This window comes from Flavobacterium xylosi, assembly GCF_042787345.1.
GTDB classification, from domain to species: domain Bacteria; phylum Bacteroidota; class Bacteroidia; order Flavobacteriales; family Flavobacteriaceae; genus Flavobacterium; species Flavobacterium xylosi.
Window position 1 is genome coordinate 51,517 of record NZ_JBHZPZ010000013.1, and the last position, 21,268, is coordinate 72,784.

12 protein-coding genes are annotated in these 21,268 nt (G+C 34.4%); 4 read left to right on the forward strand and 8 right to left on the reverse strand.

What is annotated here, in order from left to right; genetic code table 11:
* Positions 1 to 9: 9 nt before the first annotated feature.
* Positions 10 to 1,578 (reverse strand): proton-conducting transporter transmembrane domain-containing protein, encoded by a 1,569-nt coding sequence (locus tag ACFX5E_RS11795; protein WP_379855358.1) that lies wholly within the window; start codon positions 1,576 to 1,578, stop codon positions 10 to 12.
* Between the two features lie 690 nt (positions 1,579 to 2,268).
* Between ACFX5E_RS11795 and ACFX5E_RS11800 the strand changes: the two genes are divergently transcribed.
* The 3 genes from ACFX5E_RS11800 (at position 2,269) to ACFX5E_RS11810 (ending at position 4,378) form a co-directional block, all read left to right on the forward strand.
* The gene (locus ACFX5E_RS11800; protein ID WP_379855359.1) at positions 2,269 to 3,234 is read left to right on the forward strand and encodes an NAD(P)-dependent alcohol dehydrogenase; all 966 of its coding nucleotides are present in this window, start codon (positions 2,269 to 2,271) and stop codon (positions 3,232 to 3,234) included.
* 173 nt (positions 3,235 to 3,407) lie between these two features.
* Complete coding sequence (locus ACFX5E_RS11805; protein ID WP_379855360.1) at positions 3,408 to 3,785, forward strand: serine hydrolase domain-containing protein; 378 nt, start codon at positions 3,408 to 3,410, stop codon at positions 3,783 to 3,785.
* A gap of 2 nt (positions 3,786 to 3,787) precedes the next feature.
* Positions 3,788 to 4,378 carry a hypothetical protein gene (locus ACFX5E_RS11810; RefSeq protein WP_379855361.1) on the forward strand — a complete coding sequence of 197 codons (591 nt, stop codon included), beginning with the start codon at positions 3,788 to 3,790 and terminating at the stop codon, positions 4,376 to 4,378.
* Positions 4,379 to 4,479: 101 nt separating this feature from the next.
* On the opposite strand, the gene ACFX5E_RS11815 is transcribed toward ACFX5E_RS11810, so the two are convergent.
* The gene (locus ACFX5E_RS11815; protein WP_113665273.1) at positions 4,480 to 4,707 is read right to left on the reverse strand and encodes a CDGSH iron-sulfur domain-containing protein; all 228 of its coding nucleotides are present in this window, start codon (positions 4,705 to 4,707) and stop codon (positions 4,480 to 4,482) included.
* Positions 4,708 to 5,030: 323 nt separating this feature from the next.
* On the opposite strand from ACFX5E_RS11815, the gene ACFX5E_RS11820 reads away from it, so the two are divergent.
* Positions 5,031 to 9,434, forward strand: coding sequence for an HYR domain-containing protein (locus ACFX5E_RS11820; protein ID WP_379855362.1), 4,404 nt, complete (start codon positions 5,031 to 5,033; stop codon positions 9,432 to 9,434).
* A gap of 521 nt (positions 9,435 to 9,955) precedes the next feature.
* Here ACFX5E_RS11820 and ACFX5E_RS11825 read toward each other — a convergent pair.
* From ACFX5E_RS11825 to ACFX5E_RS11850, 6 genes are all read right to left on the reverse strand, one after another.
* The gene (locus tag ACFX5E_RS11825) at positions 9,956 to 11,488 is read right to left on the reverse strand and encodes a C40 family peptidase (RefSeq protein ID WP_379855363.1); all 1,533 of its coding nucleotides are present in this window, start codon (positions 11,486 to 11,488) and stop codon (positions 9,956 to 9,958) included.
* A gap of 710 nt (positions 11,489 to 12,198) precedes the next feature.
* Positions 12,199 to 12,519 carry a panthothenate synthetase gene (locus ACFX5E_RS11830; RefSeq protein WP_379855364.1) on the reverse strand — a complete coding sequence of 107 codons (321 nt, stop codon included), beginning with the start codon at positions 12,517 to 12,519 and terminating at the stop codon, positions 12,199 to 12,201.
* 197 nt (positions 12,520 to 12,716) lie between these two features.
* A complete protein-coding gene (locus tag ACFX5E_RS11835) occupies positions 12,717 to 14,984 on the reverse strand; it encodes an aconitate hydratase (protein ID WP_379855365.1) in 2,268 nt (755 codons plus the stop codon).
* Positions 14,985 to 15,107: 123 nt separating this feature from the next.
* Entirely contained in the window at positions 15,108 to 17,879 is a 2,772-nt protein-coding gene (locus tag ACFX5E_RS11840) for a bifunctional aconitate hydratase 2/2-methylisocitrate dehydratase (RefSeq protein WP_379855366.1), read from the reverse strand.
* Positions 17,880 to 18,278: 399 nt separating this feature from the next.
* Positions 18,279 to 19,232, reverse strand: a complete 954-nt coding sequence (locus ACFX5E_RS11845; RefSeq protein ID WP_379855367.1) for an AAA family ATPase — start codon at positions 19,230 to 19,232, stop codon at positions 18,279 to 18,281.
* 80 nt (positions 19,233 to 19,312) lie between these two features.
* Positions 19,313 to 20,740, reverse strand: a complete 1,428-nt coding sequence (locus tag ACFX5E_RS11850; protein ID WP_379855368.1) for a peptidylprolyl isomerase — start codon at positions 20,738 to 20,740, stop codon at positions 19,313 to 19,315.
* Between the last annotated feature and the right edge of the window lie 528 nt (positions 20,741 to 21,268).

Consider the following 21,268-nt stretch of genomic DNA (forward strand, 5'->3'; position numbering starts at 1 on the left):
ATTAAACGATTAGAAGCGTTTATAATTTGATATTGTTATGCGGTCTACAAGAAGATTTAGATAGAATCCGTTTCGCACATGCACTCCAAAATTCTTGTACATAGTTCCTTTTTTTAATATGGGTGATAAAAGATGAATTAAAACCGTAGTAAAAAACACCATTAACATTGTGGCTGAAAGGAACATCATTAATTTACCCGGCTTAGCTATTGGAGGAATTTGAGCGCCAAGAGTCAAGCGTGTCAACTCTTCTAGGCCATAGAACGACATCAGGACAAGCACCGTGGCCCCCATTATTTTAAGTATTGATCTAAAATAATTGCCTGAGTCCACTGCATTTACAACAAGGTTCATTACTCCCGTAAAAATCACCCCTCCTATTATCAATAGTTGGTATTCTGAACTGGTCGTAACTCCCCAAAAGGATGATATGAGAAGAAATAATGCGATTGAAATGGCCAATCCAATTATCATCCTTCCCACGCTTCCTTTTCTAGAATAGGTCGAGGCTTCCTTTGTGATCACCTTTTCGACCATGCTACCAGAAGAAAGAAAAGAATGCGCCTTAAAGAAAGAGTGCGCAACCAGGTGGAGCAAAGAAGCAGCGTAAAGCCCCAGTCCACAGGTCATCATAGAAAAGCCCATGTGAGCGACACTAGAATAAGCAAGGGATGTTTTTATGTTTGGCTGGGTTGTGAACACAAGCGCGCCATAAAGAGCGGTTATTGCTCCCAAAACAAATAAGAAGACAGGTGCAATCGATACTACATCCAAAAGATATGCAAAGCGAATCATCAGAAAAGGCCCTGCATTCAACAAGCCCGCATGGAGTAAAGCTGAAACAGGAGTTGGAGCTTCCATCACTTCGATTAACCAACCGTGGAAAGGAATCTGTGCTGATTTGAGTGCCGCCGTTAAAACCAAAAGCACGGCAGCAACTTCAAGTGAAAGCGAAACCGCATGCAATTGTGTTTGCTTTAATTCTTCGAAAATGACACTCAAATTTCCAGAGCCAAACTCAATGTAAATCAAACTAAGAGCAATTAAAAGGAATATATCTCCCAATCGAGCTACGATGAATTTTTTTCTTGCCGCAATTCTCGCCTTTTTGCGATTCGGATAAAACACAATCAATTTATTGAGCGCTAAACTGGTAAAGACCCAGGCAATAAACAATCCAAATATATTTCCAGATAACACAAGCAGCTGAACTAAACCAATAGTCAAAGCCAGTTCACTTATGAATTTAGCTTGATTCGAATCACCATCAAGATAATTATAACTGAATCTTAAAACGACAATTGCGATAATGGATATCATCGAAAACATAATTAAACTAAGTGGATCGATGCGTATTAAAAATCCCAGATCATAGATTCCAAATAATCCACTTTCGATCATTCCGAAATTAAACAACCAAACTGCTCCAACCAAAGAGATAATAGTAGCTAGCAAGGAAGCAATTCTGGTAAGATTAGTTAATAAAATCAAATTAGAAGCTTTGTTGGGAACAATTCCAGCCACTAAAAACATAGCCATTGGGATAATAAATAAAATGCAAAGGGCAACTTCAATCATGTCTGTTTCGTTTTAAATTCTCTGCAAAATAACGGTTTAGAACTCATATATTTTTATTTATACTTATTATATAATCCATTAAATATATTTATGAATAAAAAAATAATTGGTTTCTCTCTTGGAAATATAGTATTCCGGCGATTAACGTTAATACTTAGTCCGTCGACAGGCTTTCTGCAGCTGAATTTGCTTCGCTTATACCAGTTGCGCGTTATACTGCAGTAAACCAACTAATTGTAACATTTTATAAAACTTAGATACTAATTACTAACTTTAAATAATTAATTTTTAAAACAAGAAAAATGAAAAAAAGAAAGTCCCTAATTCTACTGTCAAGTGGAATGTTTGTAATCGCAATTTCACAAATTCTTTAACGTTTTGTAAAATTACCCGATTTTGCTAAAGGTTTATTTATTGGAATTGGAATTGTCATGTTACTATTGGCAATAATTTTTGGCAATTTTAAAACCGCTCAATACAATTGAATTTAAATTCAAAGTGATGAGATAAAATTAATTCCTGAACTGTTTAAGCAAGCAAAAAATACGGTAGAACCAATTTTGAAAATTACTGAGAAGAAATATTATTTTGAAATAAAATATTAGGTATAACAAGTCATGCTATATAGCAAAGTCGGTAATCCTTTGAATGCGCAAAGTGTCACCACAATAAAATATCAATAGACAAAAAATGAAAGCAATAGTATATATAAAATATGGGCCGCCAGAAGTTGCTAAATTAATGGACGTTGAAAAACCTAAACCCGAAAACGAAGAGGTATTAGTGAAAGTGTATGCGACTACTGTAAACCGAACTGACTCTGGTTTTCGTAGTGCCGAATATTTTATTTCACGATTTTGGAGTGGCCTTTTGCGACCAAAACATACTATATTAGGATGTGAATTTGCAGGTACAATTGCAGAAATCGGGAAAAATGTAATTACATTCAAAAAAGGAGATAAAGTTTTTGGTTATAATGACAAAACTTTTGGAGGACACGCAGAATATTTAACCATTGCTGAAAATGACGCAATTGCAATTTTACCGAATAACTTAAACTTTGAGGAAGCAGCACCAATTACTGAAGGGGCTCATTATGCGTTAAATAACATTAGAGCATCTAAAATAAAAAGTGGACAAAATGTTTTGGTTTATGGTGCCACTGGAGCGATTGGTTCTGCAGCTGTTCAACTTTTAAAATATTTTGAGACAAATGTCACTGCTGTTTGTAACACCAAAAATATTGAACTAGTTAAATCACTCGGTGCAGATATTGTAATTGATTATCAAACACAGGATTTTACAAAAACAGAAAACAAATTTGATTTTATATTTGATGCTGTTGGTAAAAGTTCATTTGGACAGTGTAAACCACTTCTTAACAAAAAAGGAATTTACATTTCCACTGAGTTAGGCAAGAATGCGGAGAATGTATTTTTCGCACTTATGACTCCATTTTTTGGCGGTAAAAAGGTTTTATTTCCAATCCCGACAATCAATAAAGAGGACGTTCTATTCTTTAAGGAACTAATTGAAAAAGGAGCTTACAAACCTGTCATTGACAGAGAATATAAATTGGAGCAAATTGTAGAGGCATACAAATACGTTGAAACCGGACAAAAAACGGGTAATGTGGTAATAAAGGTAATTGAATGACCAAACCCGCTCTCTCTGAAGAGTTAGTCAGTTGCGATTTCTTGCTGGATGGCGATGTAACTGGTACGTCACCTCAACCCGAATTCACAACGTCAGTACCAAACTGAAATACTTCTAAACCAACACTCCAAGCAGCGAAACTTTAAAAACTAATTATATAAAATAAAATTACTATGAATACATTAAAATTAACGGTAACAGCATTAGTCTTATGTGTTTTTTTTAGCACGGCAACCTATTCTCAGATCGCTTCAAAAGAGGTAGACGTTTTGGTAGAAAATGCTATGAAAAAATTTGAGGTTGCAGGTTTGGCAGTAGCCATAGTAAAAGATGGTAAAATAATTTACAAAAAAGGTTTTGGTATACGATCCATTGAAACCAAAGAACCCGTTAATGAATTCACTAATTTTCAAATTGCCTCCAATAGTAAAGCATTCACCACTGCTGCACTTTCCATTTTGGAGGAGGAAGGCAAGTTAAAATGGGAAGACAAAGGAAAAAAATACATTCCGGAATTTAAAATAAAGACACAAATTCTCAAAAAACTGTAACCATGGAATTAGACGAGTTAAAAAACACTTGGGATAATGCAAACAATCCAATAGATCAAAACTTAACACCGAAAATGATAGACCAAATGATTCAAAAAAAATATCATGCAAAAATTAAAAAAATAGCTTATCCCGAGATTATAGGCGTAATCATTTGTTTAATCAGTGCATTCTTCATAGGATTAAATTTTTATAAATTAGACACCGCATTTTTACAAGGCGCAGCTATATTGTCCATTTTATTATTAGTGATTCTTTCGCTAATTAGCCTAATAAGCCTTCGACAATTAAATATCCCAGAAGATATCAATATGCCTTATGCAGCAACACTAAAAATATTTGCTACTCAAAAATTACAATTTTATAAATTGCAAAAAACGAACGTCATTTTAAGCTACGTACTACTGGTGTCAATAATTATTTTGCTGTCCAAATTTTTCAATCGGAAAGACATTACGGAGACCAAATATTTTTGGACTTACTCTTTTAGTTTTGGCTATTTATTTTTGTTGTTCTACTCCAAGTGGGTGGCTAAATATTACAAGAAAACAGTGCAAAAAAGTGAAGAATTGTTGCAGGAGTTACAGCAGTGACAAATTAGTTGGATTGAATTCAATAACAAACAGTCCCAAAAAAGAAAAAGCTAAATCAGTAACGATTTAGCTTTTCTTTTTTAATTGAATTAAAAACGATATTACTTTGTTTTTACCGGTGGCAAATCAAATGCGGCTGATTCATGCTCAAAACCATTGCGGTGGGAACCATCACAAAAAGGTTTGTTTGCTGATAATCCGCAACGGCAAAGACCCAAAGCCGTTCTTCCTTCTAATCCGTATGTTTTTCCTTCGCAGTCTGTTATTTCGAAATCACCCTCTATTTTGATTGATCCGTTACGATTTATTGTTAGTTTAGTTTTGCTCATAATACTATTTAATTTTTTAGAGTTCAAAGATGCAAAATATATGCTGACAGCTTAGAATTAGCGCTTTTTTTATTATTCAAAAAAACTAATTTACATTAATTCTATATTATTCGAAATAGAATCTAATCCGTCTGCGGAAATTACACCCAAAAGTCAAGCATAATTGAAACCTATCTAATTATCAGTTTTATAGATATAAACCTTCACATTAATAAAAAATAATTGGAATTTTTTCTAAAAATATAACAAATCATCAAACAAATAACAGTATCTTAACATTAGGGGTTATATATTTGGTACTTAAACCAAAACCTTAATAACAAATGAAACAATTTTACCAAATTCGCCATTTTTTGGCCTTTCTAAGTATTTTTTGTTACTTCAGTGGATCCTTATTTGCCCAAGGAACATCTCCTGTACCGCAAAACATACCTTATTTCCAAGATTTTTCTACTTTACCATCCTCATCAATTACTTATCCTTATGGATTTCAGGGCTGGACCGCTGGTTTAGCTCCTGGAAGTTCGTACAACACGAGCGCCACTTTGGTTGCTGACCGAGCTCTGCTAGCCGGTAGTTCGGCTTCAACGACAACTGGTGGCTTTCATAATTACAATGGGAAAATTGGTTTTTTAAATAGCGGCTCTTTAGATTTAACCATCGGATTAGCCATCAATACTATCGGTAAATCTGCTATCGAAGTACAATTTGACGCTATGGTGATTCGCAATCCTTATAATATTCCGCCTGCTGTTGCTAATACAAGAATAAACGAAATGGTTTTGCAATATAGAATAGGAAATACATCGGTGTTCAACACATTGCCTTCTACTTCCTATTTAAGTAATTCTGTAAAACAAACAACTTCAGGAATTACTTCGCCTTTAAATCCTATTACTATTAAAGTGATTTTACCTGTTGAATGTAACAATCAAGAAGTAGTACAATTAAGATGGATTTCTAAACAAAATTCTGGAGGTGGCTCACGTCCATCTTTTGCAATTGATAATATCAGAATCCAAAATGATATTACTCCACCTACAAATATGGTAGGATTTCCGAAAATAGATAATATCCTTTCGGATGGTTTTGATTTCTCTTCCCAAATAAATGAAATTGGTAAAACCTATTTCGTCGTCCTAGCTGGTGGTAGTTCAAAACCAACTCCTACTCAAATAATTGCTGGATTAGATTCAAACGGAAATACAGCGTTTAAGTCTGACTTTTTGGACGTTACAAATGAAAGTATAGTATACACAAAAAACATAACGGACTTATCTTTAGGTACTGACTATGTAATTTATTCTATTTCACAAGATGCTTTTGGAAACATACAAACACAAGCAAATCAGATTAATGTTAAAACCTATAATATTCTAACTCCTAAGTTATTGCCTTCAATAAACAATCTTAATTTTGGATTTTCAGAACAAAATTTTGATTCAAAAACATTAAGTTATCAATTGCAGTATGCAAATCTTACTGATGTAGTTACGCTAACTGCTCAAGGTAATTTCAGCATTTCTAAAAATGCGAATGATACTTTTCAATCGACTTTGACTTTTGACGCCACCGATTTAGCGGTCAATAGCAGCACAACTGTTTATGTGCGATTTACGCCTAATGCACTTGGTGCTTTTTCAGGCTCTATCATCCACCAATCTACTGGTGCTGCCAATAAAACATTACTTTTAACAGGAACAGGGATTAATCCATACCTCCAAAATTTCAATGATGTCAATGTATTAAACAATAGTGGCTGGAAGGCCTATAGCATAAGTGGCGACAAAGTTAAATGGGCTAGCACAACCACTCGTTTTAACAGTTCTCCAGCTGCGGTGTTAATGAACGGATATGCGGAAACCGGAGCAAGTAAAGACTGGTTGATTTCGCCAAGTTTACGTTTGGACAGTTTTGATAAATTTCCTTTATTGTCATTTTATGCCCGTAAATTCTATGCTGGTACCAATTTGAAGTTAATGGTATCTACAGATTATGATGGAATAAGCAATCCGGAGACGGCTACATGGACCGCTTTGGAAGGTGATTTTCCAACTACAACAGGTGTTTTCAAACAATCTAAATATATCAATTTAGAGGCCTATAAAACAAACCATACTTATGTGGCATGGGTTTATGAAACGCCAACGAATGACGCAAACAACTCAGCCGAATGGACCATTGACGATGTTAATATTACTAATGAAGCAACATTTTTGGCTTCAAATCCAAATTTAAATTTTGGAGAAGTAAGTCCAAATACCATTTCAGATAGTCAATCTTTTATTTTCATGGCTGGAGGTTATGGAGATGTAACGATCACAGCTCCTTCAGATTATCAATTATCTGTTGATAATGTAAATTTTGTTTCAAAAGTAGTTGTTTCACAAGCGGAAGCACTTGCAGGAAAAACTATTTATGCTCATTTCGCACCCACTTCTAAAGCCTTAAACCTTTCAGGTTCATTGATAATCACCGCAACTGGATTGAACCAAAAAATAGGTTTCTTTACTGGTTCTTCTTTGCCAAAAACAGAAACTTTTGATATTGTAAGTTACAATTTAGAATTTTTCGGAAGTAACGTTGTTGGTTCCACTGGAAGTGAATTTGGACCAATAGACGATGCGTTGCAAATTGAAAACGTTGCCAAGGTTATGAATAAACTGAACGCGGATGTTTATGTAGTTCAAGAAGTTTCTGATGAGCCTTCATTAGACCTATTGATTCAAAAAATAAGCATTAACGGAAAAACATTTGACAAAAGCGTTTCTCCAGCATGGTCTTATTCATTTGCTCCGGCAGATCCCCTATTTCCACCTCAAAAATTGGTAGTGCTTTACAATACTCAAACTACCAAAGTAAACAAAACACGTGTTATGTTTAGCGATTTGTATGATGACATTCGTGCCGGAAAAACAACATTACCTAATTATCCAAGCAGCAGTTCTAGCTTTTTTGCTTCAGGACGTTTGCCTTATTTAGTTAATGTGGAAACCAACATTAACGGAGTTAAAAAAGAAATAAACCTTATTGATATTCACGGTCGTGCCAATAGCGGAACCGATATTTCAAAATACAACATGCGTAAATATGATGCTGAATTTTTGAAAGACAGTTTGGATGCAGAATATCCAAATGCGAACTTTATGATTTTGGGTGATTATAATGATGATGTGGATGTATCTGTTATTAGTCCTAATCCATCATCATATCAAAAAATGGTAGAAGATACTGATCGTTACAATGCATTAACATTAGAGATCAGTAAAGCGGGAGCCTATAGCTACTTAGGTTCTGGAGGGTTTTTAGATCATATTATTGTATCTAATGAATTAACGAGTGAGTACGTACCGAATTCAGTTGCCGTTTATGACCCAAGATTAGATATTGCTAATTATGTTAATACTACATCTGATCACGGACCTGTAATTGCACGTTTTGAACTTAAAAAGAAGGAACAAACTATCAATTTTCCATCGATTGCTGTTAGCGAAAGTATTACTTCTTATGATTTAACAGCGACTGCAACATCTGGTTTGAACGTTACTTACAGCAGTTCTGACGAGACCATTGCTAAAGTAAATAACAATACAATCCAAATTGTTGGAGCAGGTACTGTTACTATTATGGCAACTCAATCAGGGAATGAGTATTATTCGGCTGCCGCTGATGCTACTCAGTCCCTTACTATAACTGATACTATTTTACCTGTTATCGAAACATTGACAAACATTATAAAAAACAATGATTTAGGTGTATGTGGTGCTGAAGTTAACTTTACAGCTCCAACAGGAACGGATAATTTCTCAGGTGCTTCTACAATTCAAATTGCAGGATTACCATCAGGGACTGAATATCCATTAGGAACTACAACTAATACTTTTCAAGTAACGGATGCTTCTGGGAACAATGCAATAAGCACATTTACAGTAACAGTAACCGATACAGAATTACCTATCATTGCCAAATTAGCTAACATTTCTAAAAACAACGATTCTGGTAAGTGTGGAGCCATTGTTACATTTACTACACCAGTAGCTACCGATAATTGTTCAGGTGCGACTACTTTACAAATTGCAGGATTACCATCAGGAACGGAATATCCATTAGGAACTACAACTAATACTTTTCAAGTAACGGATGCCGCTGGAAATATTGCAACTACTGCATTTACTGTAACAATAAACGATACAGAATTACCTACACTAACCTGTCCAGGAAACATCGTTCAGAAAAAAGAAGGTAAACTACATGGAGTAGCCGTCAATTACGCTCTTCCTCTAGGAAACGATAATTGTAGTGGCTTTACCATTAAGCAAACAGAAGGATTGCCTTCAGGAAGTATTTTCCCATTAGGAGTTACCACTAATACTTTTAAAATAGTTGATGCTTCAGGGAATACTGCCAACTGCTCCTTTACGGTAACAGTTGTACAAGCGATAACTCCAAATAATAGCAATGCTAACCAAGTACTTTCTGTAGTAGCTTATCCTAACCCTGCAACGGATTTGGTCAATATTACTGTAAAAACAGACACACCGAAGAGCATGACATTGAAACTATATGATATTTTTGGAATGTTAGTTGGATCACCTATTGAAATTAATGGTATCACTACTGAAAACACAATTCAAATCAATGTGAGCAATTTCAGAAGAGGCGTTTACGTTTACACATTAAGCGCAGACAACAAAGTCTTATTTGCTGATAAAATAATCAAAAAATAAAACCTGTTTCCTAAGATTAAAAATGCCAGATTCTTTAATGAGTCTGGCATTTTTTATATCTGCATCAAAAAGAACATTTTTTTGTCAAATTATATTTTAGTCTTAGAATTAAAATATTACCTAGCAGGGAGAACTTCATAAAATCCACATTCGTGCTGAGGGTACTAAATAAATTTATTTTTTGGATGATGATTATTGGATTGAGGTAAAGGGCGTGAAACGTTAGTATAAAAGTTTATACCTTTCATAAAAAACATAAACCACTTCTAATCAAAGGTGTGAAAATTGATACTTTTCTATTAAATTATGTAATGTTTACATCCTATTTGTTACGCATCTTTGTATCATAGATTTCAGTTTTCTTTTGAACTAAAATGAAGGCAGACAATCGCACAGCAGCAGCTTTTGGATACTGTAAAAGTTGATAGGTAAAAATGAATTGATAAAAAATAAAAAAACCCCCCAGTTACCTGAAGAGTTTCCATTATATATAAGATGTACAATCTTCTAAAATTTCGTTCTTACAAAACTCTGTTAACCTGAACAACTTTCTTTTTATAATAGTTTTCTTTGGTTGAGGAAATAATTACGCCATTTCCTACTGAAGCATGGATAAATTTTATTTCGCCATCACAAACCTCTACTACCATACCAACGTGGTTAATTTGGTTTCTGCCATTGGTTTTAAAGAAAATCAAATCTCCTTTTTTAGCTTCCTCGGCCTCAACCTTATTACCGAAACCAGACTGTTCTATAGAAGATCGTGGTAACTTAATATCAAATGCGCCAAATGTATTACACATTAAACCAGAACAATCAAATCCAGATTTTGAAGTACCACCAGTTTGATATCTTGTCCCAATATTTTCTGCAGCTTTTTCTATCAGTTGATCTAAAAAATCACTATTTCTGGCCATACTGACAAAACTTTTTATTTCCGATTTTGTAGTTTCAATAGTATTGTTCTCAGCCGTACTGTTTTCATTTTTACTGACTTCATTTTTATTGATTTCAGCATTTACGACAACAGCAATCTCTTCTTTAGGTACATTAGAACTATGAATATTCAATTTGTAACCTACCGGCAGACTCTTTTTAACTTCAGGATTTTGTTTTTCTAATTCTTGAACTGTAATACCATATTCTTTTGCGATTCCGTATTTTGTTTCTTTTGGTAAAACTTCCCGAATAATATCTTCTTGTGTCGTTGAATTTAAAATAGCACTTGGTTGAATTTCGCCTACTATTTCAGCCGTTAATTTTTCTTTTTTTGATTGAGGAACAATAACTTCTTCCTCTTTTGAAGAATCTTTTTTCGATTGAGTATTAGCGATTGTTGCTTCTTCAAGGACAGGCTTACTTTCTTCAGACACAACAGCAACTTCAGCAACTATAGAAGCATTTGTAGGTATATTTATTTTTTGTCCAACTCTAAGGGATTTAACTCCAATTGCAGGATTGACCTTATCTAACTCTTTTAATGATATTCCGTATTTTTTTGCTATTGAATATTTAGATTCTTTTGGTAAAACTTCTATTATGGTAACTTCTGAACTTGAATTTGTATTTTCAGATGTTACTTCTACTTGTGTATTTTGTGAGGTCTTTTTTGAATGAGGAGAAACTGCTATTTCAGTATTTGATTTTGCGTTACCGGGAATTGTGATTTTTTGACCAATTTTCAATCCTGAAGTTTCTAATGTTGGATTAGCTTGGTTTAATTCTTTTAGTGTGATTCCGTATTCTTTTGCAATTCCGTAAAGTGTTTCTTTGACGAGCACTTCGTGTTCTTTTCCGGAGTAGTTTGCTGCAATCTTAGTTTTGGCATTCGTGTTTTTTTCAGCAGAGGTAGGAATTAATAATACCGAATTAAGTTTGAGCAGGTTTTTGGCTTTTGGATTCAGTTTATAAATTTCACTTGGATTTACCTCATATTTCTCTGCTATACTCGAAACAGTTTCCCCTTTTACGATGGTATGCTTCTTGGTTTTTTCCTGTGAAAAAAGAACAATACTATTAAATAAAAACAATGTTATAACTAATTTTAGACTCATATTCATTTTTTTCAAATTACTTACCCCATTTCATTCTACATAGCGATTTCGGGATATAATTATTAAATCTCGCTATGGTTTATTGCTTAACTCATTTGTTTAAAAAAATATAAAAAAAATCTTATCTCTTTTATAAAAAGAGGGCGTAATACATACATCTTAAAAACTTGTGATTTTTGTTCAGATTGCAAAAGCAATTTAAACTGTAACGCAATACAATTCTAATGAATTGCCACGTTGAAAATAAAAAATTAAAAAGAAGATTTGATTCCTACTAGTAATCAAAAAAAATAGTTCTTTTTAAAATTTGATTTTTCTGAATTGCTAATATAACTGATTCAATCAAAAAAACCATGTGTTTTTTTGATTTTAACGTGTTAAAAAAACAAAACGCAGATTTTTTAGCATTTTTTAGTGCTATTCGGAACAGAAAATTTCATTTTTTATAAAATAATTCCATTATCATCTTTTAAAAAAAATCTGAATTTTAGAAAAAAACACGCTTGTTAGTTCTAGCCCTGATGGGAGTAAAAAGCCTTTTGAAGTGGAGTTGCATTTTTTCCTGACAAAAAAGAGCGACCAGAGAAAGCTCCTTTTTTATCTTGGAAAAAAGCAAGTTCACGAAAAAGCTTGAAACGGCCAGCAGGAAATAGCTTCAAAAAAACCACCTCATTTTATATGAAGTGGTGCTATTAATTCTCTTGCTTTCTTTATATTACATGAACATCACTCCACTTTTCAGCAAGTTTAGTGAGGTTAGCCCGCATTAAATCATCGGGAGTCATCGCTATTCTAAATTCGCAATTGGCTTCAAAATTTAAAAACCAAGGTTCAACAATAGATGGTATAGCCGCCGCATCAGGAACTTCAACCACCATAATAGCACCTCGATGACCATCTTGTTCGGAAAAATAAATACTCTCTGGTTTGATATCATCAATCACTCGACTGATGATTTCGCCAGCTGTACCATTTCTAGCCATTGAGTTAAAAGGCTCAATAGGAAAGATAACATTAACTAACATTCTCATTGCAATTGGATTTAAGATTAATAGTAACTAAAGATACAAAATAAAACAATCACCATAATACTTAATTTGCTTATTACCACCACTTTAACCTAAATGTAAATAACCAGAGATGAAAAATTAGTTCTTCGAAGAAAATCCCTTAAACAAAAAACTCCCAAGTAACCTTGAGAGTTTTGAGTATAAAATATTTAATTTACTTATGCATTACTGGCAGCAGCAATCAAGTTTAATGCTGAACCGGCAACGAACCAACCAATTTGTCCTTCGTTATAAGTATGGTTTGCCAAGATGATATCTTTGGTTCCATCAGCGTGAACAAATTCTAACGTTAATGGTTTACCTGGAGCAAAATCAACTAAATCAGTGAAGTTGATGGTGTCATCTTCCTTGATTTTGTCGTAATCAGTTTCAGTAGCAAATGTCAATCCTAAAAGACCCTGTTTTTTAAGGTTTGTTTCGTGGATACGAGCAAATGATTTTACCAATACCGCTTTAACACCTAAGAAACGAGGTTCCATAGCTGCATGCTCACGTGAAGATCCTTCTCCATAATTGTGATCTCCCACAACAATTGAAGGAACACCAGCCGCTTTGTAAGCACGTGCTACAGCAGGAACTGCGTCGTAAGTACCAGTCAACTGATTTTTAACCGTATTTGGCTTTTGGTTGAATGCATTGATAGCACCAATCAACATATTGTTTGAAATATTATCTAAATGTCCACGGAAACGCAACCATGGTCCTGCCATAGAGATGTGATCTGTAGTACATTTTCCGTAAGCTTTGATAAGCAATTTAGCACCTGCGATATTTTTTCCATCCCAAGGCAAGAACGGTGCTAATAATTGTAATCTTTCTGAGGTTTCACTAACGGTTACCTGAATACCTGAACCATCAGCGGCTGGCGATTGAAAACCAGGGTCTTTCACATCAAATCCGTTTTTCGGCAATTCGTCACCTGTTGGCACCTCTAACATCACTTCTTCGCCATCTTCGTTGATCAAGGTATCAGTTAAAGGATTAAAACTTAAATCCCCTGCAATGGCCATAGCGGTCACCAATTCTGGTGAACCTACGAAAGCCAATGTGTTTGGGTTTCCATCAGCACGTTTAGAAAAGTTACGGTTGAAAGAGTGAACGATCGTATTACGTTCTTCTTTATCAGCCCCTTCTCTGTCCCACATTCCGATACATGGTCCGCACGCATTTGCAAATACCGTCGCACCAATCTTATCGAAAGTATCAATAAAACCGTCACGCTCGATTGTATAACGAACCACCTCAGAACCTGGAGTGATCGTGAATTTTGATTTTAATTTTAATTTTTTGTCGGTGACTTGTTTGGCTATTGAAGCTGCGCGAGCGATATCTTCATAAGAAGAGTTGGTACAAGAACCAATCAAACCTACTTCGATTCTCAATGGCCAGTTATTTTTGATTGCTTCCTCTTTCATTTTAGAAATTGGTGTAGCTAAATCCGGAGTATAGGGACCATTTAAATGTGGCTCTAACTCGTCTAAGTTGATTTCGATAACTTGGTCAAAATACAATTCTGGATTTGCATACACTTCAGCATCACCTGTTAAGTAAGGAGCAATTTTATCAGCAGCATCAGCCACATCGGCTCTATTTGTAGAACGTAAATAACGTCCCATTGAAGCATCGTAACCAAATGTTGAAGTAGTAGCACCAATTTCGGCACCCATGTTACAAATGGTTCCTTTTCCAGTACAAGACATAGAAGTGGCACCTTCACCAAAATATTCAACGATAGCACCAGTTCCACCCTTTACAGTAAGAATTCCGGCTACTTTAAGGATTACATCTTTTGGAGCTGTCCAACCGGATAGTTTTCCAGTCAATTTTACTCCAATTAATTTAGGAAATTTTAATTCCCATGCCATTCCTGACATAACATCAACAGCATCAGCACCACCAACACCAATTGCTACCATTCCTAAACCACCAGCGTTTACTGTGTGAGAATCGGTACCAATCATCATTCCACCTGGGAAAGCATAGTTTTCCAGAACTACTTGGTGAATAATCCCTGCTCCTGGTTTCCAGAAACCAATTCCGTATTTATTTGATACTGAAGAAAGAAATTCAAATACTTCATTACTTTGAGTTTTTGCTCTGGCCAAATCGGTTACAGCATCAACTTTAGCTTGAATCAAGTGATCACAATGTACGGTTGTAGGAACTGCAACTTTCTTTTTACCGGCGTGCATGAATTGCAATAATGCCATTTGAGCGGTTGCATCTTGACAAGCAACTCTATCCGGGGCAAAATCTACATAATCGACACCTCTTCCAAAAGCAGTTGATGGTATTCCATCCCAAAGGTGATTGTACAAAATTTTCTCTGTTAAAGTAAGCGGACGGCCAACTATCTCACGTGCTTTATCAACACGAGTTGTCATATTTGCGTACACTTTTTCAATCATTTCAATATCAAAAGCCATAAGATTTATATTATAATTGTTACTATTCTATTTTAGACATACAAGATACAAAAAAATAGAGTATAAAAAAAGCCTGAGTCTAATGACTCAGGCTTTTAAACTATAATTAACTAATTATGTGAATTATTTAACTAATAACTTATGAGAAGGCGCAAACTTAGTTAGATTGATACCTTCAACTGCCGTTTTATATTCTTCTATTGTTGGAGTTCTACCAAGTATTGTAGATAAAACCACAACCGGTGTAGAGGAAAGTAATGACTCTCCCTTTTTACCTTCAGCATCTTCTACGACTCTTCCTTGGAAAAGACGAGTAGATGTTGCCATCACTGTATCTCCTTTAGCTGCTTTTTCTTGGTTACCCATACAAAGATTACAACCTGGACGCTCTAGATATAGCATATTTTCGTATGAAGTACGAGCTGCGGCTTTTGGAACATTATCGTCAAATTCGAAACCAGAGTATTTTTGTAAAATTTCCCAATCCCCTTCTGCTTTTAATTCATCAACAATATTATAAGTAGGAGGAGCTACAACTAGTGGCGCTTTGAACTCTACTTTACCTTCTTGCTCATCAATATTCTTAAGCATTTGAGCTAGAATTTTCATATCTCCCTTGTGAACCATACAAGAACCGATAAATCCAAGATCTACTTTTTTAACTCCACCATAAAAAGAAAGAGGTCTAATGGTATCGTGCGTATATCTTTTAGAAACATCAGCATTATTAACATCTGGATCTGCAATCATTGGCTCAGCAATCTGATCAAGATCAACAACAACTTCAGCATAATACTTCGCATTTGCATCCGGTCTTAGCGCTGGTTTTTCACCCGAAATAATCTCGGCAATTCTCTTATCAGCAATAGCGATCAATCCTTTAAGAACTTGATTTTTGTTATCCATTCCCTTATCAATCATGATCTGAATTCTACCTTTTGCAATCTCTAAAGATTCAATCAGGGTATAATCCTCAGAAATACAGATGGAAGCTTTTGCCTTCATTTCTGCAGTCCAGTCCGTAAACGTAAATGCTTGATCCGCATTAAGAGTTCCAAGGTGAACCTCAATGATTCTTCCTTGGAATACATTCTCTCCTCCAAATGTTTTAAGCATCTGAGATTGCGTAGCATGCACCACATCACGGAAGTCCATGTAACCCTTCATGTCTCCTTTGAATGTTACCTTCACAGATTCAGGAATTGGCATTGAAGCTTCACCAGTAGCCAATGCAAGAGCAACAGTTCCTGAGTCAGCACCAAAAGCAACTCCTTTAGACATTCTGGTATGAGAGTCACCACCAATGATGATAGCCCACTCGTTTACAGTAATGTCGTTAAGTACTTTGTGAATTACATCCGTCATTGCATGATAAACGCCTTTTGGATCACGAGCTGTGATCAAACCGAAGTCGTTCATGAATTTCATCAATCTCGGAATATTTGCCTTCGATTTATTATCCCAAACAGAAGCAGTGTGACAACCTGATTGATAAGCACCGTCAACAATTGGTGAAATCACAGTAGCAGCCATAGACTCTAATTCCTGAGAAGTCATCAAACCAGTTGTATCTTGTGAACCAACAATATTTACGGTAACACGAACATCTGAACCAGCGTGTAAAACTTTACCCGGAGTTGAACCAACTGCGTTTTTATTAAATATTTTTTCTACAGCTGTAAGACCTTGTCCTTCAACAGAAACCTCTTTTGACGGAGCATATACAGGTACAATAGCAATACCAAGAGTCTTTGATGCAAATGTTTGAAGTTTTTTTCCAAATACAATAGCATAAGACCCACCAGCTTTTATAAATTCAATTTTCTGAGGCGTAAATGCGTTAGAAATATCTATCAATTCTTTATCTCCACTATAAAGTTTCTTTGTTTTTGTGTTGATTGTAAGAACAGTACCAGTAGCAACAGAATACACTTCCTCAAGAATAGGATCACCGCTTTCATTGCGAAGAACGTTGTCATTTTCATCTAATTTTTTTACCCAGTTTTTAAGATCCAAACCAATACCACCAGTAACATCTACAGTGGTTAGGAAAATCGGAGAAATACCGTTTGTTCCTGCAACAATTGGAGCAATATTAATAAATGGAACATAAGGACTTGCTTGTTTACCAGTCCAAAGAGCCACGTTGTTTACACCTGACATTCTTGATGAACCAACACCCATAGTACCTTTTTCAGCAATCAACATCACGCTTTTATCAAGATGCTGTGCTTGTAACGCTTTGATTTCATCTTGTGCTTCAGGAGAAATCAAACATTTACCATGCAGTTCACGATCTGATCTTGAATGCGCTTGGTTTCCTGGAGAAAGTAAATCAGTTGAAATATCTCCTTCACCGGCAATAAAAGTCACTATCTTAATTTCTTCTGCTATTTCTGGTAATTTCGTAAAGAACTCAGCCTTAGCGTAGCTCTCTAGAATGTTCTTAGCAGTTTCATTACCGCTTTTGAAAGCCGCTTCTAAACGATCTGTATCTGCTTCATAAAGAAAAACTTGTGTCTTTAAAACTTCCGCAGCAGCTTTTGCTATAGCAACATCATTACCTAAAGCTAAATCAAGTAAAACTGCTATAGAAGTTCCACCTTTCATATGCGACAATAACTCTAAAGCAAAAGCAGGTGTGATTTCAGCAACAACTGATTGACCTAAAACGATTTCTTTTAAAAAATTTGCTTTTACATTCGCAGCAGGAGTAGTTCCCGGAACAACATTATAAATAAAGAAGTTAAGAGAATCTGCTCTGTACTCGTTATTTAAATCTCTAATTTGTTCAATGATTTCGCTTAACAATTCAGCACCATCAATTGGTTTAGGGTGAAGCCCCTGACCTTTTCGTTCTTCAATCTCTTGAATGTAATCCTTATAAATATTCATAATAAAAGTCTTTTCTTGGTATTTTTATTTTTTGTACGCAAATTTAGGAATTAATGCCGAGAATTAAAAAAAATATAATAGATGTAGCTTTTTCAAAAATTATTATTACAAAATAAAGAATTTCACTGCTTTTTATTGTCAATAATTCAATTTTAAATTAAAATAATGAATTATTAATAATTTAAAATCTTTTCTTTGAGAAAGTTGAAATTTAATGATACTTAGGTAGTGATATTTCACAGTGTTTTCAGCTAAGAATCTTTCTAAATTAGCATTTACAACGTTGTAGTTGCATCTTTAAATGCTCTTTTAGGTCAAATTAAAATATTAAGTCAAAAAAAAAAAAAGCCAAACAGATTTTAGAAATTTGTTTGGCTTTTTTCTCAATATTAAAAATTATTACATTAATTTATCGATAATCATCTCTTCAGTAACCCCTTCGGCATCAGCCTTATAATTTTTGATAATTCTATGACGTAAAATTCCGGTAGCCACCGCTTTTACATCTTCAATATCTGGAGAAAATTTTCCATTGAATGCAGCATTGGCTTTTGCAGCCAAAATTAAATTTTGAGAGGCTCTGGGACCCGCACCCCAATCCAAATAATTCTTCACAAATTCGTTTGAAAGTGGATTATCAGGCCTTGTCTTGCTTACCAAAGTCACCGCATATTCAATCACATTATCTGCCACTGGAATCCTGCGAATCAATTGTTGAAAATCAATAATATCCTGTGATGTAAATAATGGATTTATGGTATTATTTAGGTCTGAAGTCGTTCGTTTTACCACCTGTACTTCTTCAGCAAAAGATGGATATTCGAGTTTTATGGCAAACATAAATCGATCCAACTGGGCCTCAGGCAACGGGTAAGTACCTTCCTGCTCAATAGGGTTTTGAGTTGCTAAAACAAAGTAAGGCAAATCTAATTTATAATTTTCACCAGCAATAGTAACGGAACGTTCCTGCATGGCTTCCAGCAAAGCGGCTTGCGTTTTTGGAGGCGTTCTGTTTATTTCATCCGCAAGGATGATATTCGAAAAAACGGGCCCTTTTATAAACTTAAATTTTCGATTCTCATCTAATATTTCGCTTCCTAAAATATCCGATGGCATCAAATCCGGTGTAAATTGAATTCTTTTAAAATCCAGTCCCAATGCAAGGGCAAGGGTATTAACCATAAGCGTTTTGGCTAGTCCAGGAACTCCAACTAACAAGGCATGACCGCCAGAAAAAATACAAAGTAAAATTTGATCCACTACTGCATCCTGACCCACAATGATTTTTGCTATTTCGTTTTTCAGTTCATTCCTTTTTTGAACTAAGTTATGTATTGCAGCTACGTCAGACATTTTTCGAATGTTTATTAAATTAAAAAAGAGTTAGCGATATGAATTCATAAAGCTAACTCTTTTTATTTATTTTAGAAAAATTATTTTTTTAACCAATTATTCGTGAAAGTACAATCTCTGTACTCTCCAATAACTTTAATATAGGTTTCTTTGATTTTCTCATCAAACCATTTTCCAATGGTTTTAATTTGTTTTTCTTTCAATGCCAATTCTTTTATTTTGATATAATCCTTTGCATAATCAGCAGTATGCTCGTCAATTCTGTTGGTTACGGTAATTAACTTGTATTTTTTCTTACCTTGTTCGTCTTCCAATAATGGCAGAGAAACTTCTCCTTCTTTCAAATTTGAAACCTGACTGTACAAACTAGGATCCATTTTGGTTAATTCAAAACGAGTATCTTGTGTTCTAGGATTGATTAAAGCTCCACCGTTTACTTTGGTTTCTTTTTCGTCTGACATAGATCTTGCTGCATCTGCAAAAGTAACTTCCGTGCTTTCAATTTTTTTTCTGATTAATTCAATCTTCTCCTTCGCTTCGTTCATAGATTCTTGCGTGACAGATGGCGTCAATAATATATGACGTAATTCAACTTCTTGCCCTTTTATTTTTTCGATATAAATAATATGAAAACCAAAAGATGTTTCAAAAGGTGCCGAAATTTCTCCTTCAGCAAGACTAAAGGCAACGTCTTTAAACTCTTTTACAAAGGGAGTCTTACGGTTCATTTTGTAATATCCACCATTTGTGCTAGAAGCCGGATCTTGAGAATAAAGAACCGCTTTTGTAGCAAAACTGGATCCTTCTTCACATTCCTTTTTAAAACCATTCAATTTATCAATAACTATTTGCTTGTCGGCATCCGACACTTTTGGAGTCACGATAATTTGCGCCACTTCCATTTCTGCACCAAAAAGAGGAAGATCAGCAGTAGGAATCTTTTTGAAAAAATTTCGAACTTCTTCGGGAGTAATTTCAACTTCGCCGACGATCTTTTTTTGCATTTCTGAAGTCAGTTTTTGCTCTTTTAAGATATCAAAGAAATACGTTCTAAACTCTTCTTCATTATTTTTCTTGTAATACTGTACTACTTTCTCAAGAGATCCTAATTGTTCTGTCATATAGCTCAGTCGGTCATCCATCATCCCTTTTATTTCAGAATCAGATACCTTAATACTATCTTGTATCGCTTGATGCGCATACAGTTTGTCTTCCATTAATTTCCCTAACATTTGACATCTTGTAATGTCTTTTACAGAACCGCCTTGTCCTGAAATTTCCAAATAAGATTTGTCTATATCTGAATCTAAAATGATATAATCCCCAATTGTAGCAATAACACCATCTATCTTTTGCTTTTGATTAGATTGTATTTTTGTAGTCGCAACAACCGCACTGTCTTTAATAATTTCTTGTGCTTTTGTAATCGCACTTGAAAACACTAAAAGAAAAAAAGTTAGTGCAATTTTATTGTTTATGGATCTCATTTTTAATGTTTTTAATGGCATTTTTATAATTTATTATTAGCGTAATGTATAGTTACTTTTTTTATTTAAATCTACTTCAAAATGAACATATTGATTTTGCCCAAATATACACTTTAAGAATCAAGAAACTAATGGAATTCATAATACAATTACTTACAATTCTTTAAATTTAAAAACCAACAAAAATAGCAATTCAATTACATAATACAAGTTTCCTTAGTAGTATTAACAAAAATTTGTAAAACACATAAATTTATTACTTTAAATAGTTCCTAAAAGTCATCAACTTGTCTTATTATTTACAGTAAAAGAAATAAAAAACGATACACATTTATCAATTATTTACGGTTTACATCAACTTTTCCTCTTTTAATTTTTTGAATTTGATTCACGTTCTGTAATTGTCGAATTATTGATTTATTTTATAGTTGCCATTTTACTTAGAAAACCTAAAACCCGTTTCTATAAAAATTAAAATCAAACCGGATTAAAATTATCAAAATCTTCATTTATACCATATTTTAAAAAAAGTTTTTAACACTATTACGT

What these genes read in the sequence shown, in the direction of transcription:
- ACFX5E_RS11795 (WP_379855358.1), bottom strand. Translation starts at nt 1,578, where the DNA reads ATGATTGAAGTTGCCCTTTGCATTTTATTTATTATCCCAATGGCTATG.
- ACFX5E_RS11800 (WP_379855359.1), top strand. Translation starts at nt 2,269, where the DNA reads ATGAAAGCAATAGTATATATAAAATATGGGCCGCCAGAAGTTGCTAAA.
- ACFX5E_RS11805 (WP_379855360.1), top strand. Translation starts at nt 3,408, where the DNA reads ATGAATACATTAAAATTAACGGTAACAGCATTAGTCTTATGTGTTTTT.
- ACFX5E_RS11810 (WP_379855361.1), top strand. Translation starts at nt 3,788, where the DNA reads ATGGAATTAGACGAGTTAAAAAACACTTGGGATAATGCAAACAATCCA.
- ACFX5E_RS11815 (WP_113665273.1), bottom strand. Translation starts at nt 4,707, where the DNA reads ATGAGCAAAACTAAACTAACAATAAATCGTAACGGATCAATCAAAATA.
- ACFX5E_RS11820 (WP_379855362.1), top strand. Translation starts at nt 5,031, where the DNA reads ATGAAACAATTTTACCAAATTCGCCATTTTTTGGCCTTTCTAAGTATT.
- ACFX5E_RS11825 (WP_379855363.1), bottom strand. Translation starts at nt 11,488, where the DNA reads ATGAGTCTAAAATTAGTTATAACATTGTTTTTATTTAATAGTATTGTT.
- ACFX5E_RS11830 (WP_379855364.1), bottom strand. Translation starts at nt 12,519, where the DNA reads ATGAGAATGTTAGTTAATGTTATCTTTCCTATTGAGCCTTTTAACTCA.
- ACFX5E_RS11835 (WP_379855365.1), bottom strand. Translation starts at nt 14,984, where the DNA reads ATGGCTTTTGATATTGAAATGATTGAAAAAGTGTACGCAAATATGACA.
- ACFX5E_RS11840 (WP_379855366.1), bottom strand. Translation starts at nt 17,879, where the DNA reads ATGAATATTTATAAGGATTACATTCAAGAGATTGAAGAACGAAAAGGT.
- ACFX5E_RS11845 (WP_379855367.1), bottom strand. Translation starts at nt 19,232, where the DNA reads ATGTCTGACGTAGCTGCAATACATAACTTAGTTCAAAAAAGGAATGAA.
- ACFX5E_RS11850 (WP_379855368.1), bottom strand. Translation starts at nt 20,740, where the DNA reads ATGCCATTAAAAACATTAAAAATGAGATCCATAAACAATAAAATTGCA.